This window comes from Macrococcoides goetzii (genome assembly GCF_002742385.2).
Lineage (GTDB): Bacteria > Bacillota > Bacilli > Staphylococcales > Staphylococcaceae > Macrococcoides > Macrococcoides goetzii.
This window is the reverse complement of sequence record NZ_MJBI02000003.1, coordinates 105,905-123,778: the sequence shown is the minus strand read 5'-3', so window position 1 is coordinate 123,778 and position 17,874 is coordinate 105,905. Positions and strand designations below refer to the sequence as shown.

Sequence of the window (17,874 nt, the reverse complement as noted above, 5' to 3'; positions counted from 1 at the left end):
TTGTTCCTCCAATTTTCTAATTTGTGATATATTTATTATACTAGATGTAACATGGAATACAATATTTATAACTGTTTTCATGTGAAGTTAATATTATAAAAGGAGTGTTTTTTATGTTATTGAAGGATTGGATAGAAGAGAAAGAAACATTGCAACTGATATCACAAATTTTAGGCAAACATAAGTTAGCAACAGCTTTCCAGGAGCCTCAATGGGCGCATGTTGTCTTAGACATCACTGCTCAAGGATTTTCAACAGGACTTTTGCATTTTGAAGATAAGCATTACCAGATTGACGTTAATTTGCTACAACACAAAATTGTAGTAGTCGTAGAAGAAGAAGTACATGAAATACCTTTGCAGGATGGCACATCTATTAAAGATTATTATTTACAGATAAAGCAATTCCTAAATGAATTTAATGTACATCCGGAAATTAATACAAAACCTCAGGAAATGTCGACGACAATACCATTTGAAGAAGATGAAGTGCATCACCATTATAACGAAGAACGTTCAAAGGAAGCTTTACGTCTTATGCAGATTGCATTCCGTGCAGAATCAGCATTTATTAATCCTTTGCGTGCTAGAAAAGTGAAACCAGGTTTATTCTGGGGGACGTTCGATGTCACATGTATATTACTATATAATGAACATATCCCTTTCCCTGATCCGAAAAAAGTAATAGAACGTGCTGCCTTTGATGAATCGATGATTGAGTTTGGATTCTGGTTCGGAGACGATAAGTTCGCTGGGCCGACATTCTTTGTATTGCCTTATCCTTTTTCAAATAGAAATTTTGAATGTACACATCACTTCCCAGAAGGAAGTTACTACGATGAGGATATGGCAGAATTTATTTTGCCGATAAACGATTTATCAACAGAGCATGCTCAAACACTAAAACAGTTCTTCACTGCTTCTTATGATTCATTTAAAGATTACCTGGAGTGGGAGAACTGTGAACATTATCATAAACCATTAGACATGGAAGAGAATAAAGCAATAAAAGATTTAAGAAAATAGATGGTAAATAAAAAGCAGAAATGATTGATCATTTCTGCTTTTTATAATGATTTAACTAGTGTATACCTTGCATCTTTCTAGAGATAAATCTACTTAATAAGAAAATAATAACAAACAATGCTACGGCTAAACTTCCGATAAATAAGAAGTAGTTCGCATATCCAAGTGGCTCGATTAATTTAACTAATTGAGCGTTAATACCTTGTGCTGTCGCGTTTGATAAGAACCACAAGCTTAACATTTGAGAGTTAAACGCAATAGGTGCTAATTTAACCGAAGTTGAAGAACCTGTTGGTGATAAACAAAGTTCACCAATTACACATATAAAGAATGAAGCAACTAACCACATTGGATTGATTAAATTCGTTGCACTTGCACTTTGTGCAGGGATAACCATGATTAAGAAGCTGATACCTGCCATTAATATCCCAATCGCAAATTTAATCGGTGTAGAAGGATTATATTTACCTAATTTAGACCATAAAGCAGAAATGACTGGTGCTAAAGCGACTACAAATAATGGATTCAGTGACTGGAACCATGCTGCAGGTACTAAGTAATCAATTCCTGAAACTTTATTAAGGTCGAGTTGAGTAAATTTCGCAGCAAATATTGCTAACGTATTAGCACCTTGCTCCTGAATAGACCAGAACATTACGCTCGCTAAGAATAATGGTACATATGCAACTAGTCGAGAGCGCTCGATGTCATCTACATCTTTACTACGATACATTGTTGTCCAGTAAATGATTGGGAGTACCACACCAAGAATCGTTACTATAATTGAGAAAGTATTGAAAGTAAGGAACCCACTATAAATACCGATAGCAACGAGTAAAACTATCACTAAAAATGCAATTGAAAATACTTTTTTATATTTTGATTTTTCTTCACCTTCAAGAATATGTGTCGGTTCAACACCAACTAAACCTAAAGATTTACGGTTAAATACAACATAGGCGATCAAAGCTAATGCCATACCGATTGCAGCAGCTAAAAATCCGATATGATAGTTATATTGCTTTTGTAATTCACCAACAATTAATGGAGATAAGAATGCCCCCATATTCACAGACATATAGAAAATTACGAAACCAGCATCCATGCGGTTATCATTTTTATGATACAAACCACCTAGTACATTTGAAATATTAGGTTTCATTAATCCTGATCCTACAATAATTAAAAACATTGAAGCTAAAAATGCAGGAATCCCAAATGGTAAACTCATAGCAATATGACCCAGCATAATAAGTGTCGCACCGTATAGTAAAGCACGTCTTGAACCTAATATTCGGTCAGCAAGCCATCCACCTAATATACCAGTCATAAAGATTAAAGCACCATACATTGATCCAATACTCGCAGCGGTAGTTTCACTCATTCCTAAACCGCCGTTAGCGACAGTATCATACATGTAGTAAACTAATATCGCTCTCATCCCATAATAACTAAATCGTTCCCAGAATTCTACGAAGAAAAGAATTCCTAACCCCTTCGGATGGCCGAAGAAACCGGTTTGAGGCACACTTTCAACCATCTGTTCTCTTGTATACTTCATTTTTTCATCCCTTTCGATTTATAAATATTTCGAAAATTTATATTATTTTAGAATATTATTTTACCATTAATATTACTACTTTCAATCATTCATCTAATAGTCGAAATTTTCTAAATAAGATTTGTTCGAATTTTTGTAACAAACATAGAATTTAATTGGGTAAATAACGATTGAATTTCTTTTTATTATTTTTTAATTATCTTTTAAATAACTGAATAATTTTAAAAATAATAATATTCTAATAAAAAAGAAGTATACCAATTAGTATACTTCAATAATATTTTGTATTGATTAATGGATACCACGCATGAATTTTTTCATAAATGGACTCACGAGTAGTAGTACAACGGCTATACCGAGTGTTACCAGGCCGATGTTGTTAAAGTACTGATGATTTTCTACAGCTTCGTAATAAAGTACAAGTTTACTGTTTACGAGTTGAGCAACTGTATTTGCCAGGAACCAGACACTCATCATTTGTGATGTATATGCTTGAGGGGCTAGTTTCGTTGTTACAGATAAACCAGTAGGTGATAAGCAAAGTTCAGCCATAGTTACTAGAAGATAGCTAAGGATCAACCAACCTGGATTCATTAATTGATCGCCATTATGAGTTAACGGATAAACCATTACTAAATAGCTCATTGCAGCTAAAAATAATGCGATACTAAATTTAATGACTGTCGGTGGATTAAAGCGCCCGAGCTTCACCCATAACCAGGCAAATATAGGTGCTAAAGTTACGATGAATAATGGATTCAGTGACTGGAACCATGCAGCTGGGATTTTGAAATCTATTGCATTATTAGTTAAAATACCTATATTAAGTTGCGTATTTTTATCAGCAAAATGCGCGAGTACTGTTGAACCTTGTTCCTGAATCGACCAGAATGTAACAGATGCTAAGAAAAGTGGCACATAAGCAAATACACGTGCTTTTTCATCTTTTGTTGTTTTTTTAGAAACAATCATTGTAATAAAGTAATAGAATGGTAAAGCCATCCCAAGTACTGTTACAAAATTCATAAAACTTTCAAGTGATAATTTACCCATAAGTCCTGTTACTAAGAAATAAAGCAGGAATGCAGCGATAACGATACCAGTGATTGTAATGGTTTTCTTTTTATCAGCTTCGGTTACTGGATTAGGAACATCTAATCCTGAAAGTCCTAAAGTTTGTTTAGAACGTAACATAAAGACGATTAATCCGAAGAACATACCAATCGCTGCAACTGCAAATCCATAATGGAAGCCTACATTATCTTGTAACCAGCCAACAAGTAATGGCGAAATTAATGCACCCATGTTAATTGACATAACGAATAAAGTAAATGCTGCATCTACTTTTGGATCATTTTTTTCGTATAATTCTCCAACGTTCGTTGAAATATTTGGTTTTAATAATCCTGTACCTAAAATGATGAATAACAATGCGATAAGTAATAAAGTGAAGTTATTAGGTAAAGAGAATAGTATATGACCAATCATGATAAGTATTGCTCCATATAGAATCGCTTTACGTGTTCCGATAAATCTATCGGCTAACCAACCACCGATGACCCCACTCATATAAATTAAAGCACCGTAGATAGATACGATTTGCATTGCAAATCCTTCATCTAATCCAAATCCACCTTTATTAACAGAATAATAAAGATAAAATAAAAGAATAGCTTTCATTCCATAATAACTGAATCTTTCCCAGAACTCAGTTAGCATTAAAGTGAATAAACCTTTTGGATGACCGAAGAAACCAGTTCTCGGCATACTGTTGACCACTTCATCGCGCGTGTGTTGCGCCATACCATTTCCCCCTTGTTTCAAATAAAATTGTAAAAATAAAAGACGAATAGTTTATACATATAATAAATAAACTATTTATATATAATACACTTATTTTAATTTTAAGACAATTCACTTTTTGAATATAAATCTTCTAGATAGATAATAAGTTATTAAAACGATTAATCATTAGTCAAAATAGCAAATAGATAACAAGGATTTTTGTATTAATAACAAAAAATAAACTAAGGTTACTTCCATATTAGAAGTAACCTCAGTTCATATTATAAAGGATATTTATCTATTCGTAATTGTTTCAGGATATAGATCATGGTTCATTAATCTATAATTCGCGATTTCTTCATATTTCGTCCCTGGACGTCCATAATTTGTATAAGGATCAATTGAAATGCCGCCACGTGGCGTGAATTTTCCCCAAACTTCGATGTAGTGTGGATCCATAAGTTCGATTAAATCATTCATGATAATATTCATACAGTCTTCATGAAAGTCCCCATGATTTCTAAAGCTGAATAAATAAAGTTTAAGAGATTTAGATTCAACCATCTTAATATTAGGAATGTAACTGATATAGATAGCTGCAAAATCAGGTTGACCTGTAATAGGGCAAAGGCTTGTAAACTCAGGACAATTGAATTTAACGAAATAATCTCTGCCCTGGTGTTTGTTATCGAACGATTCTAAAATTGATGGATCGTATTCATAAAGATATTTATTGTTTTGGTTACCGAGTAATGTGATATCTTGAAGTTCTTCTTTTTGTCTGCCAGTCATTTTCTGCCTCCGATATTTTTGATTGTTCTATTATAATAGATATCGCGTTATATGTAAAAAAACATATATACCCCATGATGAAATAGAAGTTATTATTGATTATCATTTTTTTAGTGAAATTTCAATAAGATATTAAAGAATTAAATTTCATTATTAACCTTACAAATGTTCAAGTCATTTAAATATAGACGTATCAATGGATTAAAAAATTTGATAAAAAGTCAACATTAAAATTAATTTTTTTTGGAGTTGTTAAGATTGAAAAGCAATTTTTAAGTGCTATAATTAATCGTATATCTTGTGTGTGTGTTTCGAACGCACCACTATATCTTGTGTTAAAAAAGAAAAACGACACAAGATAATATTAAACTAAAAATAGAAAATTACGTTTCATAATACATACATATCGGTTTGAAATGTTTCATGTATTTTTTAGTAACATTCCTTACAGTTAGGAGTGAGGCCAATGTTAATTGTATATTATTCATTAACAGGGAATGTGCGTCGTTTTATTCAAAAGTCAGGACAACCTCGTGTGATACCTCTTGAAACTGCGATGGAAGAAGGTGTGTCAGAACCATTTATCATAGTCACTGGTACTATTGGTTTTGGACAAGTTCCAGATGCAGTATCGCAATTTTTAGAAAGATATCATCATCATTTAACGGCAGTAGTAGGAAGTGGAAACCGTAATTGGGGACAAAACTTCGCCAAAGCTGGTGATACGATTAGTGAAACATACCACGTTCCGCTTCTTATGAAGTTTGAACTTCATGGAAATAATCGAGACGTAGAATTATTTAATAAAAAGGTGGAAGAATGTTATGAAAACAGTAGAAGAGAAACAATACAATCATATTGAATTAAATAACCAGGTTACAAAGCGCCGTGAAGATGGTTTCTTTGATCTAGAGAAAGATCAGGAGGCATTAGCTGTTTATTTAGAAGAAATTCATGACTTTACAATCCATTTTGACACGCCATTAGAGCGTTTACGTTTTTTAGTAGATCAGGATTTTTACTATAATTTGTTTGAAGAATATTCGGAATTAGATTTAATGGAAATCATTAAATATGCTGAGAACATTCCTTTCCAGTTTGCAAGCTACATGTCTGCAAGTAAATTCTTTAAAGATTATGCATTAAAGACAAACGATAAGAAACAATATTTAGAGGACTATAAACAACACGTTATTATCGTTGCATTATACTTAGCAAAAGGCGATAAAGAAAAAGCAAAAGCATTAGTTTCTGCAATGATTGAACAGCGTTATCAGCCGGCTACACCGACATTTTTAAATGCAGGTCGTGCGCGTCGTGGTGAGCTAGTGTCTTGTTTCTTACTTGAAGTAGATGACAGTCTAAATTCAATTAACTATATTGATTCAACAGCGAAACAATTATCTAAAATTGGTGGCGGTGTAGCAATTAACTTATCAAAGTTACGTGCACGTGGTGAAGCAATTAAAGGTATTAAAGGTGTAGCAAAAGGTGTGTTACCTGTAGCGAAAGCTTTAGAAGGTGGATTTAGCTATGCTGATCAATTAGGACAACGCCCGGGTGCTGGTGCTGTATATTTAAATATCTTCCATTATGATGTATTAGAATTTTTGGACACTAAGAAAGTAAATGCGGATGAAGATTTAAGATTATCAACAATTTCTACTGGATTAATCGTTCCATCGAAATTCTTTGAACTCGCTAAAGAAGGAAAAGAATTCTTTATGTTTGCACCGCATACTGTAGAGCGTGAATATGGGCAAACATTAGACGATTTAGATATCGAAGTAATGTACGAAGAGCTTGTTAAAAATCCGAATGTGATGAAGAAATCAAAAGACGCACGTGAGATGTTAAACTTAATCGCCCAAACACAATTACAATCAGGGTATCCTTACTTAATGTTTAAAGATAACGCGAATAAAGTTCACGCAAATTCTAATATCGGTCAAATTAAGATGAGTAACTTATGTACTGAAATCTTCCAGTTACAAGAAACTTCAGTGATTAATGATTATGGTATAGAAGATGAAATTAAACGTGATATTTCATGTAACTTGGGCTCACTTAATATCGTTAATGTTATGGAATCTAAGAAATTCCAGGATTCAGTACATATCGGTATGGACGCATTAACGACAGTTAGTGATGCTGCTGATATTAAGAACGCTCCTGGTGTTGCAAAAGCAAACCGTGAACTACATTCTGTAGGGCTAGGTGTGATGAACTTACACGGTTACTTAGCAAAAAATAAGATCGGCTATGAAAGTGAAGAAGCGAAGGAATTTGCTGCAACATTTTTTATGATGATGAACTATTATTCAATTGAACGTTCAATGCAGATTGCGATGGAACGCAACGAATGTTATGCGGATTTTGAAAAATCAAACTATGCAACAGGTGAGTACTTCGTGAAATATGAAACGACTGATTATGCACCGAAATCAGATAAAGTGAAAGCTTTATTTGAAGGTATGGATGTACCGACACAAGCAGACTGGACGACATTAAAAGAAGCTGTGATGAAAAATGGATTATTCCATGCATATCGTTTAGCGATTGCACCAACGCAAAGTATCTCATATGTTCAAAATGCAACAAGTTCAGTAATGCCGATAGTTGATCAGATTGAACGTAGAACATATGGTAATGCAGAGACATTCTATCCAATGCCATTCTTATCTCCTGAGTCTATGTGGTTCTATAAATCAGCATTCAATACGAACCAAATGAAATTGATTGATTTAATCGCAACAATTCAGGAACACGTCGATCAAGGGATATCAACAATTTTATTTGTAAACTCTGATATTTCTACAAGAGAATTATCTAGACTTTATGTCTATGCCCATCATAAAGGGTTAAAATCTCTTTACTATACACGTAATAAATTATTAAGTGTAGAAGAATGTACGAGCTGTGCAGTGTAATATTTGTATTAATAATAAACGAATACTATAATGAATAATTAAATTATAAAGAGGCCGCAAGGTCTCTTATTACTGCTTTTAAAATCAATTATACAAAGGACTGACAAAATGAAAGCTGTTAACTGGAATACACAAGAAGATATGACGAATATGTTCTGGCGTCAAAATATCTCACAAATGTGGGTAGAATCTGAATTTAAAGTATCAAAAGATATTGCAAGCTGGAAAGAACTAACTGAAGATGAGAAGTACACGTTTAATCATGCACTTGCAGGTTTAACAGGGCTAGATACGCATCAGGCAGATGATGGTATGCCGTTAATCGGATTACACACACAGGATTTACGTAAAAAGGCAGTATACTCATTTATGGGCATGATGGAACAAATTCATGCGAAGAGTTATTCACATATTTTTACGACATTACTACCGTCATCAGAGACGAATGAATTATTAGACAACTGGGTAGTTAATGAACCACATCTTAAATATAAATCCGATTTAATCGTTGGTCGTTACCATAAATTATGGGCTAAAGATGCCTCTATATATGATCAGTACATGGCACGTGTAGCATCAGTATTTCTTGAGACATTTTTATTCTATAGTGGGTTCTACTACCCATTATTCTTAGCTGGACAAGGGAAAATGACAACTTCAGGAGAAATTATCCGTAAAATTTTACTTGATGAATCTATTCACGGTGTGTTTACAGGTCTTGACGCACAAAGTCTTCGCAATGAATTAACAGATGATGAGAAGCTGCGAGCGGATAAAGATATGTATGATATGCTTCAAAAGTTATATGCGAATGAAGAAAGCTATACAAAGATGTTGTATGATCGTGTAGGTTTAACGGAAGATGTCTTAAACTATGTACAATACAATGGGAATAAAGCTTTAGCGAATTTAGGATTCGAACCGTACTTTGACGAAAAGGATTTCAATCCAATCATTGAAAATGCTTTAAATACATCGACGAAAAATCACGATTTCTTTAGTGTAAAAGGTGATGGATATGTTATTGCATTGAATGTTGAAGCTTTAACTGATGAAGATTTTGTCTTCGAAAATTAAATTAATTTGACAAGCTATTGACAAATTTTGCATTAGCTTGTTTTTTTATGCTTTGTCACAGTTTGTTCATTGAATAACAGAATAAAGTTCATGATAATAATATGGACATTAATTTTAGGGGGATAACTATGAAGAAATTATTCATCATTGCAGCAAGTGCATTAATGCTTACTGCATGTGGGCAGGAAAAACAAGAAGGTCATGAAGGGCACGGAACGCATTCAGAATCTAAATCAGTAACACCTTTAACTGTTGATTTAAAGGTGCCTGCTAAAGCAAAAGCAGGTGATTCAGTGAAGATAACTGCAACGGTTAAACATGGTAAGACTTTTGTAAACGAAGCGGATGAAGTCATGTTTGAAATCATTAAAGATAAGGATATGAAAAATTCTGTGAAAGAAAAAGTTAAAAAAGCTAAAGATGGCGTATATACTTTAGAATATACATTTAAAGACAAAGGAAATTATAATGTCATCAGTCATGTGACTGCACACAATCAACATACGATGCCTAATGCAGATATCGTAGTAGAATAAATTCTATAAACTAATATTTTATAATAAATAAAAAGGGATGTGGACAGGCGTGTCCATATCCCTTTAAATCTTATCACCAATAACTCGAACTTCAGGCTGTAATTCAATACCACTATTTTCAAATACGATCTTTTGTACATGCGCAATCATTTCTTCATAATCTGTTGCAGTGCCGTTATCGACATTAACGATAAAACCAGCATGCTTTTTAGAGACTTCCACGCCTCCGATACGATATCCCTGTAATCCAGCTTCTTGTATCAATTGACCGGCAAAATGTCCTGGTGGTCTTCTGAAAACGCTACCACAAGAAGGATATTCTAATGGCTGTTTGTCTTCACGACGTTCTGTTAAGATATCCATTTGAGATTGAATTAAATTAATATCGCCACGTTGTAATTTAAATGTTGCTTCAAGTACGACATAATGTTCTGATTGAATAATACTTGTTCTGTAATCTAAGGCTAGCGCTTCATTCGTTAATGTATGGATTTCCCCGTGCTGATCGACAACAGTGGCACTTTCAATAACATCTTTAACTTCTCCGCCATAAGCACCAGCGTTCATATAAACTGCCCCACCAACAGAACCAGGTATGCCACAGGCAAATTCTAATCCTGTTAAATGATGGTCACGTGCAATACGTGATACATCGATAATCGCTGCACCACTGCTGGCAATAATCGTATCATATTCAACCTGTACATCCGTTAAGCCGAGCAGGCTGATAACGATACCACGTATGCCACCATCTCTGATAATAATGTTTGATCCGTTGCCCAGGTAAGTTACTGTTATATTGTGTTCATTAGCGTACTGAATTGTTTTTTGTATTTCGGAATATTTTATCGGCGTAATATATATATCAGCATTACCACCTGTTTTTGTATACGTGTAATTTTTTAATGGCTCATTCATTTTAATATGGTTAGGATCGATAATTGTACTTAATTGATTGTATATTTCAGCTACTTGCATCTTTATTACGCCCTTTCGGTAAATTCAAACTTAATTATATCAGTTAAGAGAAGGATTTTAAACTGACAGTTTGCGTTTGAACCATTCTGACTTTTTATTTTCATATTCTTTCACAGAAATTTCATGATTAAGATCTTTCTTATATTGATTAAACGCTTGAATTTGTTCTATTAAAATAGCTTGGCCAGCTAAGTAATGATTTAATTTTTTACTGTCTTCTTCTACGATATGTAAACGCACAACTTCAGTTAGTGATTGCAGATCACTAAACTGTGCATATACACACTTCTTTTGATAGGGATGATGTAATCGATAAAAGTGTTGCAGATTTAGACGTTTTTCATCAAGCGTTGTCATTGCATGCAAACTTTTTACTACAACAAGTATATCAATAATACCACTTGTTAAGGCTCCGTCTACGGATGTAGAACCGATATGCAATGTTTTAATAATAGGAGTGTCTAATAGTGTGGTCAGCATTTTATTAATCTCTTCAAATTTTTTTCTGTATTGTCCTGTTCTATTATTGATTGTAAGTATTGGTTTCTGTTTTTGCATGTATAATTTTTCCTTTCATAAGTAACTATAGCCCTTTGATTAATGAATGTAGGTTTTATTTCTCGGCTAAATTAGGTATAATATTGATATTGAGGAGAGCATATATGAAAAAATTATATTCTATTGTATTAATATTATTAATAAGTACAGTTATTGCAGGTTGCGGTAATAAAGTAAAGTCTGATATTAATGATTATAAAGCTCAAATGAAAGATGTACAATCTGAAGAAAAGAAACTGGTTCAACAAATCGATGGATTAGGACTGGATAAAGCTGACCAATTACTAGGCTCAGAAGTTACAGAAGAGAAAAAGAAAAAGTTAAAAAAGATTGAATTAGATATCAATGCAAAAATAAAACCACAACTTAAAGCCTATGAGAAAAAAGTTATGGCCGTTAATCCTGATACAAAAGAAGTTAAAGATGTTCATAGCATATACGTGAGAAACTTAAATAAAAAGAAACAATTCATTTCTGAACTTGATCGATATATGAAGCTATTTAATCAGTCAATATTATCCAATGAAAAAATTTTAGAATATACGAAAGTATTTGAAAAAAATAAAGTTTTAAATGAAAAGTATGCAAAAAAAGCAGAGAGCAATAGTAATGAGTCCGAAGATTTTGATACATTAACTAAATTAGTGAATGACAATAGCGATATTTTAAAAGAAAAAGTAGCTTATTTAACATCAAGTGGAAGTGTGAACGAGAAACAAGCGTATATTGATGAAACGTTAATTCCATTACTAAAATCAAACGTCGATAAATTGAATCAAACGAAACTGAAATCTAAAAATGTAATCGGGATGCGCAAAGCTACAATTGAAACATATTACAGTCTAATTAATTATTATAAAGAACGTAAAGTTGCCATGAAGACAGAAAGTGAACTTCAAAAATTGCCGATTCAAAATATTTTAGAAAATACGAAATATATTAAGTCGATTGATGAAAAGTATTATGATGCTTTAAATAGTTTAGAAGTGAAACAATAAAAGTATAAAAGGCAACTGCCTTTTATACTTTTATTTGAGTGTTTCATTTTTATCTTGTTTAGAAATAATGATATTCTTTGCAATCACGGTTAATATCCAGATTGCTATCGCAATAAATATAACGATAGTAAGCGTAGGATTTTTATTAATATCCTTAAAAAAGAGTAACACATAAATTAAAACGCAAGTATTTAATGTATCGATAAAGGTCCAGCGTTTAAGAGGGAATTTATTGTTGTTCATCGTGTAAAACCTCCAAATATTTGTTAAAGTCATTATACCAATGTGTAATTATTTGAGATAGGGGTAATATTAAATAATACGTTGCAAAAATAATCTTACCATGATATATTTTAAAAATCGAAAGCACAATTATGGGGTGAAATCATGATTATAAAATTGAATACGATTGAACAGTTTGAAGAGATGCTTGAATCTAATAGTAAGGTATTTTTTCTGAAGCATTCAAACACATGCCCAATATCTGCGAGTGCATATGATCAATTTGATAATTTTGCTTATGAACGTGATATCAACGCATATTATTTAATCGTTCAGGATGCACGTGAATTATCCAATTATATTGAAGCGAAGACAAACATTAAACATGAATCACCTCAAGCATTTTACTTTAATAATGGAGAAGTTATGTGGCATGACAGTCATAAGAATATAACAATTGCTAATCTTTCTAAAGCAGAAGAATAGTGAAAGAGATTTAGAAGTAAATAATAATTATATTAACTAATAGTGCTACTATTAGTTATTTATTTTGGAGGAAAAGATGAAGATATTAGTTGCTATGGATTCATTTTTTGATATTTTATTCTCGCATCACGCCAATCAGTATGTTTTTGATGGTATTAAAGCAGTTGATAACACTGCAAATATCGTAATGGTCCCGTTATTTGAGAGCGATAAAAATATGATAGACGCTTTATTAGTATGGGAAAAAGGTCGTAAAATCAAACGAAATGTCAACAGTGATTTATTAATGCCGATTGAAGTGGAAGTGGCTATTTTAGAACAGGACACTATGCTCATTGATGGAAAGACGATTTTAAGTAGTAAAAATCCATTAGCAGCTTCGAGTTATGGTCTTGGTCAATTGATTACCCAGGGGTTAGATATGGGGGTAAAATCATTTATCATATCAATTGGTGGCATTACCACTTTTGATGCAGGACTTGGGATGCTCAATGCATTCGGTGCAAAATTCTATAATCGAGATTACATATTAATGGATGGTCCGCTTAAACAAGATGATCTAAAAGAAATTAGACATATTGAGTTGGGTGATATGGATGATCGTTTAAAAGAAGTTTCATTTACAGTAGTGAGTGACCACCAGTATAAGATATATGGTAAAGAAAGTCATATTGCGAATAGTGAGTTTGATTTTGAAACGAAACAGACTATAGATAATAGTATTTGGTATATTTCAGAGCAATTTAAGAAATTTGGTATTGATTTAAATGCTTCAATTTATGGTGGCGATGGTGGTGGCCTTCGCGCTGTGTTTGAACAGCTATTCAATGCTGAGACGAAAACATCTGCTGAACTAATTTTTATGCGTACACACATCGGCAGTTTGATAAACGAAGCAGATATGGTGATATATGGTGGTGGAAGTGTGAATGAAACGACGGGTTCACTAGTTGTTAGTGAAATTAATAAGCTGCAGAATCCTGATAAGATAAACATATATTTAATGGGTGGAAAACAATATAAGCAATTGAGTAATGATAAAGAAGCGATTGAGCTTAATATATATCCTGAAGTAAGCTCGGATACTGAAGATATTCAAATCGGTATTCAATTACAGAATACTGCAAAGCAAATTATGATGGCTACAAGAAAACAATAATTATTTAAAAAGGGAAGAGGGTGAGACATAAGTCTTAACCCTCTTCCCCTTTTATATGATTTATGCTCTTTCTTCAAATTTAGCTAATATCCCAACAATCGTCATCACTGATTTTTCCATATCATCGATTGATACGTATTCATATGGTCCATGGAAGTTTTCAGCCCCTGTAAAGATATTTGGAGTAGGTAACCCCATAAATGATAATTGACTACCATCTGTACCCCCTCGTATCGGTTCAACAATTGGTTCGATATTTAATGATTTCATAACTTCTAACGGTACATCGATTAGCGCTTTATGAGGTGTGATTTTCTCGCCCATATTGAAGTATTGATCTTTAATTGAAATGCTCGCTGCATCATTGCCAAAATCAGCTTGAATAGTTTTTATAATCTCTTCCATAGTTGCTTTACGTGCTTCAAACTTTTCTCGGTCATGATCACGGATAATGTATGAAAGTTTCGCATGTTCAACGTTACCGTTCATATCCATTAAGTGATAGAATCCTTCATATCCTTCTGTATGCTCTGGACGCTCTTGCTCAGGTAATGTACTTTGGAAACGAACAGCTAAGTTTAATGCGTTAACCATTTTGTCTTTCGCACTTCCTGGATGCACGTTAACACCATTAAATTCAACTTCAACACCTGCAGCGTTAAAGCTTTCATATTGCAATTCACCACGACGTCCACCGTCAATAGTATATGCAAATTGTGCACCAAAACGTTCAACATCAAATTTGTGCGGTCCACGACCAATTTCTTCATCAGGAGTGAAACCGAATCGAATTTTTCCGTGCTTGATTTCTGGATGATTGATTAAGTATTCAATTGCTGTCATGATTTCAGTGATTCCGGCTTTATTATCAGCACCTAAAAGTGTTGTTCCGTCAGTTGTCATCAATGTATGACCTGTATAAAATTCTAGTTCAGGGAACTTTGCTTTTTCAATGACTAAACCACTCTTTAAAGTAATATCTTCTCCATTAAAGTTGTCGATAATTTGTGGAGACACATTCGTCCCTGTGAAATCAGTAGCAGTATCAACATGTGCAAGTAACCCGATAGTCGGTACTTCTTTGTCTGTATTTGCTGGTAGTGTAGCAAATAAATAACCATATTCATCGATATCAGTTTCAAGACCTAAAGATTCGATTTCATTTTGTAACAAGTTAAGTAAATCCCATTGTTTTTCTGTTGATGGGGTAGTAGTGCTTGTGGCATTCGATTGCGTATCAATTTTTACATAGCGTGATAATCGTTCAATTAATTTATCTTTCATTTGTAATCCTCCTGTTGTGAATATAAGTTAATATAATTATTTTAATCTTAAATGTCAAAAAAATCACACTTATTTTTAATTTTCTTGAAAATAGAAAACTAAAAATAAGTGCGATTTATAGTTTGATTGGTTTTTGTCCTTTCTTTTTGCGATGTTTATTATGTTTAAAACGAGAATAACCTTTAAGAAATGTCTGGAACAAAATTTCTGCGATTAATAAACCGAATGCAATTGCACCAGATGCAAGTGTGACTTCCATACCTTTCGCTAATGCTTCACTAAAGTCTGAAATAATAAGATTCTTTGTTGCATCATATGCAACGCCTCCTGGTACGAGTGGTATAATGCCAGCTACATTGAAGATAATAACAGGGCGTTTATAATATCTCGCAAAAAGATGTGCACATAAACTGAGCGATAGGGATCCTAAAAATACACCGATAGCAAGTGTAAGTTTTGTAGATTCTGCAATCGTGAATACCATCCAGCCAATTGCACCGACAAATCCACATGCCATCAGTAGTTTACGCGGAGCATTAAATACGATTGCAAAAAATACAGATGCAAAGAAACTAATAATTGTTTGAAATAATAAAGTCATCGTTTAATCCTCCTAGAATATTATAAGTACTGTGGCAACACCTGCACCGATGGCAAAGGCGGTTAAGGCAGCTTCTACCCCTTTTGAAATACCAGCTATTAATTGACCAGCCATCATATCACGTATAGCATTTGTTATCGGTACTCCTGGTACAAGGGGCATCACTGCTGAAATGATAATCTTATCAAATTCACCTTTATATATATAATTTACAAAGAATAATCCGAAAAGTGCGATGGCCATCGCACCGGCATATTCTGCGAAAAACTGGATTTTATATATTTTACTAAAATAATCACAGACAAAATACCCAATCGCTCCAGCAATAAAAGCGGGTACAATATCTGCAGGTTGACCTTTGAACATTAAAAGGAATAATGCACAGACAAGAGCACTCGACAATACTTTTAACCAAAATGGATATTGTAGATTTGCTTTTTCCAATTCATCTAATGCAAGTTTCGCAGCTTCTAACGTCACTTTTCCACTCGTAATCGCACGGGAAATATCATTAACTTCTGAGATTTTTTCGAGATCGGTGGTACGACTGGAAATACGATATAATCGTGTAGAACTTTTTTCATTAAGTGAAAATATAATTGCCGTTGGCGTTACGAAACTATGTGTATTGTGTAGACCGTAGTGAGAGGCAATACGGGTCATTGTATCTTCAACTCGGTATGTTTCAGCACCAGACTCCAATAATATTTTACCGGCAAGCATTGCAACATCTTTTACTTTTTTTTCATCATATAACTGAATAGAAACCATATTGACCTCCTTAATAAAAAAATAACAGAAAGTATACTTCCTGTTATTTTATGATGGGATTAAACATTACAGTATTTTGTCCTTGATGCTTTGCAGCATGTAACATTTCATCTGCTTCTTTAAATATTTTACGATGCGTCTTGACCTCTTCATTCGTAATATAACCTATTCCAATTGTTACAGATAAGTTTATCACTTCTTTGTTTGGGAGATGAAATGTTGCGTTCATCACGCCGAGTCGAATACTTTCAGCTATTTTTACAGTATCATCAAGCGAGTGATTCGTAAAGATGACACTAAATTCTTCGCCGGCATTTCTGAATGTTTTGGAATCTGTCGGTACATAGTTTTTTACGACTTGTGCCATTTGTTTTAATACAGCATCTCCTGCATCATGTCCAAAACGATCATTGACCTCTTTAAAATCATCAATATCTATTAATAGTAAAGATAATGAATGTTTCGTTTCCGATGCATTTTTACTCACGATATTGAGATAACGATCAAACTCACGAACGTTTCCTAGGCCAGTTAGATGATCGATTTCATCTTCTTTTTCATAGCGTTGTATCACTTTGTATATGCGCCATATGTCTACAAACATCATACTTGACGTGAAAGATAAAATAAAGCTGGAAATAGCAAGTAATATCATTTCGAAAATATTAAATGTGCCTGTAAAGTAATGATAGATACACATGATAAGAATACTCATTAATGTTAACCACTGAATCGCATTAAAATCACTTTGTTTAATAAAGGGTCCAATCATACTAGCAAGTGTTGCTATAATTAACAGATCAAATGTTTCGACTGGCGATACATTAAAGATATAAATTTCTGCTAGTACTAATATAATGGCACTAAATATTGTATATAAAAAATTAGTATAGCGGCCAAGAAATAAAAGTGGAATAAAAGCCAGATGAAACGATATCGTATGATATGTAATTGGATACGTCATTAGTAAAAATGAAATAAGTGTCATCAGTAATGTAATATAATTTTTTGAAAAAACGATTTCTTTCTCTTCAAAAAATTGAAATCTATGAAATAAATAGATTCCACTAACAGTGACAGCAGCATTAAAGATAATTGCTTCAATCATAAA

General features: G+C 33.2%; 18 protein-coding genes. 8 read left to right on the top strand and 10 right to left on the bottom strand.

All coding sequences use genetic code 11. The features are described from left to right. The first annotated feature begins 113 nt into the window (after positions 1–113). Positions 114–1,025, top strand: a complete 912-nt coding sequence (locus tag BFS35_RS08555) for a DUF5996 family protein (RefSeq protein ID WP_099580282.1) — start codon at positions 114–116, stop codon at positions 1,023–1,025. A gap of 55 nt (positions 1,026–1,080) precedes the next feature. Here the strand turns inward: BFS35_RS08555 and BFS35_RS08550 are convergent, their stop codons facing one another. The 3 genes from BFS35_RS08550 to queF all read right to left on the bottom strand — a co-directional run bounded on the left by BFS35_RS08550 (position 1,081) and on the right by queF (position 5,163). Continuing rightward, positions 1,081–2,586, bottom strand: a complete 1,506-nt coding sequence (locus BFS35_RS08550) for a peptide MFS transporter (RefSeq protein ID WP_099580284.1) — start codon at positions 2,584–2,586, stop codon at positions 1,081–1,083. A gap of 291 nt (positions 2,587–2,877) precedes the next feature. Then, complete coding sequence (locus BFS35_RS08545) at positions 2,878–4,389, bottom strand: peptide MFS transporter (protein ID WP_099580286.1); 1,512 nt, start codon at positions 4,387–4,389, stop codon at positions 2,878–2,880. 276 nt (positions 4,390–4,665) lie between these two features. Further along, the gene (gene queF / locus BFS35_RS08540) at positions 4,666–5,163 is read right to left on the bottom strand and encodes a preQ(1) synthase (RefSeq protein ID WP_099580288.1); all 498 of its coding nucleotides are present in this window, start codon (positions 5,161–5,163) and stop codon (positions 4,666–4,668) included. Between the two features lie 466 nt (positions 5,164–5,629). On the opposite strand from queF, the gene nrdI reads away from it, so the two are divergent. The 4 genes from nrdI to BFS35_RS08520 all read left to right on the top strand — a co-directional run bounded on the left by nrdI (position 5,630) and on the right by BFS35_RS08520 (position 9,706). Continuing rightward, on the top strand, positions 5,630–6,025 hold the full coding sequence (nrdI, locus tag BFS35_RS08535) for a class Ib ribonucleoside-diphosphate reductase assembly flavoprotein NrdI (protein WP_099580290.1): 396 nt from the start codon (positions 5,630–5,632) through the stop codon (positions 6,023–6,025). Then, on the top strand, positions 5,988–8,093 hold the full coding sequence (gene nrdE / locus BFS35_RS08530; protein WP_099580292.1) for a class 1b ribonucleoside-diphosphate reductase subunit alpha: 2,106 nt from the start codon (positions 5,988–5,990) through the stop codon (positions 8,091–8,093). The genes nrdI and nrdE overlap by 38 nt, the downstream gene beginning before the upstream one ends. Positions 8,094–8,201: 108 nt before the next feature. After that, entirely contained in the window at positions 8,202–9,170 is a 969-nt protein-coding gene (gene nrdF, locus BFS35_RS08525; RefSeq protein WP_099580294.1) for a class 1b ribonucleoside-diphosphate reductase subunit beta, read from the top strand. A gap of 128 nt (positions 9,171–9,298) precedes the next feature. After that, on the top strand, positions 9,299–9,706 hold the full coding sequence (locus tag BFS35_RS08520) for a FixH family protein (protein ID WP_099580296.1): 408 nt from the start codon (positions 9,299–9,301) through the stop codon (positions 9,704–9,706). Between the two features lie 63 nt (positions 9,707–9,769). On the opposite strand, the gene murB is transcribed toward BFS35_RS08520, so the two are convergent. After that, positions 9,770–10,684, bottom strand: a complete 915-nt coding sequence (gene murB, locus BFS35_RS08515) for a UDP-N-acetylmuramate dehydrogenase (RefSeq protein ID WP_099580298.1) — start codon at positions 10,682–10,684, stop codon at positions 9,770–9,772. A 57-nt stretch (positions 10,685–10,741) separates the two neighbouring features. Then, positions 10,742–11,242 (bottom strand): GrpB family protein, encoded by a 501-nt coding sequence (locus BFS35_RS08510; protein WP_099580300.1) that lies wholly within the window; start codon positions 11,240–11,242, stop codon positions 10,742–10,744. Positions 11,243–11,346: 104 nt separating this feature from the next. Between BFS35_RS08510 and BFS35_RS08505 the strand changes: the two genes are divergently transcribed. Beyond that, on the top strand, positions 11,347–12,240 hold the full coding sequence (locus BFS35_RS08505; RefSeq protein WP_099580302.1) for an EMYY motif lipoprotein: 894 nt from the start codon (positions 11,347–11,349) through the stop codon (positions 12,238–12,240). A 30-nt stretch (positions 12,241–12,270) separates the two neighbouring features. Here the strand turns inward: BFS35_RS08505 and BFS35_RS08500 are convergent, their stop codons facing one another. Continuing rightward, positions 12,271–12,483: a hypothetical protein gene (locus BFS35_RS08500; RefSeq protein WP_099580304.1), complete on the bottom strand. Its 213-nt coding sequence runs from the start codon at positions 12,481–12,483 to the stop codon at positions 12,271–12,273. A 144-nt stretch (positions 12,484–12,627) separates the two neighbouring features. Here BFS35_RS08500 and ytxJ point away from each other — a divergent pair, with 144 nt between their 5' ends. Continuing rightward, on the top strand, positions 12,628–12,948 hold the full coding sequence (ytxJ, locus tag BFS35_RS08495) for a bacillithiol system redox-active protein YtxJ (RefSeq protein WP_096077113.1): 321 nt from the start codon (positions 12,628–12,630) through the stop codon (positions 12,946–12,948). A gap of 76 nt (positions 12,949–13,024) precedes the next feature. Then, positions 13,025–14,107 (top strand): glycerate kinase, encoded by a 1,083-nt coding sequence (locus tag BFS35_RS08490; RefSeq protein WP_099580306.1) that lies wholly within the window; start codon positions 13,025–13,027, stop codon positions 14,105–14,107. Between the two features lie 60 nt (positions 14,108–14,167). On the opposite strand, the gene pepT is transcribed toward BFS35_RS08490, so the two are convergent. The 4 genes from pepT to gdpS all read right to left on the bottom strand — a co-directional run bounded on the left by pepT (position 14,168) and on the right by gdpS (position 17,871). After that, positions 14,168–15,391: a peptidase T gene (gene pepT / locus BFS35_RS08485; protein ID WP_099580308.1), complete on the bottom strand. Its 1,224-nt coding sequence runs from the start codon at positions 15,389–15,391 to the stop codon at positions 14,168–14,170. Between the two features lie 115 nt (positions 15,392–15,506). Next, positions 15,507–15,992 (bottom strand): threonine/serine exporter family protein, encoded by a 486-nt coding sequence (locus BFS35_RS08480; protein WP_099580310.1) that lies wholly within the window; start codon positions 15,990–15,992, stop codon positions 15,507–15,509. A gap of 12 nt (positions 15,993–16,004) precedes the next feature. Beyond that, positions 16,005–16,763, bottom strand: a complete 759-nt coding sequence (locus BFS35_RS08475; protein ID WP_099580312.1) for a threonine/serine exporter family protein — start codon at positions 16,761–16,763, stop codon at positions 16,005–16,007. 43 nt (positions 16,764–16,806) lie between these two features. Next, positions 16,807–17,871 carry a GGDEF domain-containing protein GdpS gene (gene gdpS, locus BFS35_RS08470; RefSeq protein ID WP_099580314.1) on the bottom strand — a complete coding sequence of 355 codons (1,065 nt, stop codon included), beginning with the start codon at positions 17,869–17,871 and terminating at the stop codon, positions 16,807–16,809. Positions 17,872–17,874 lie beyond the last annotated feature (3 nt).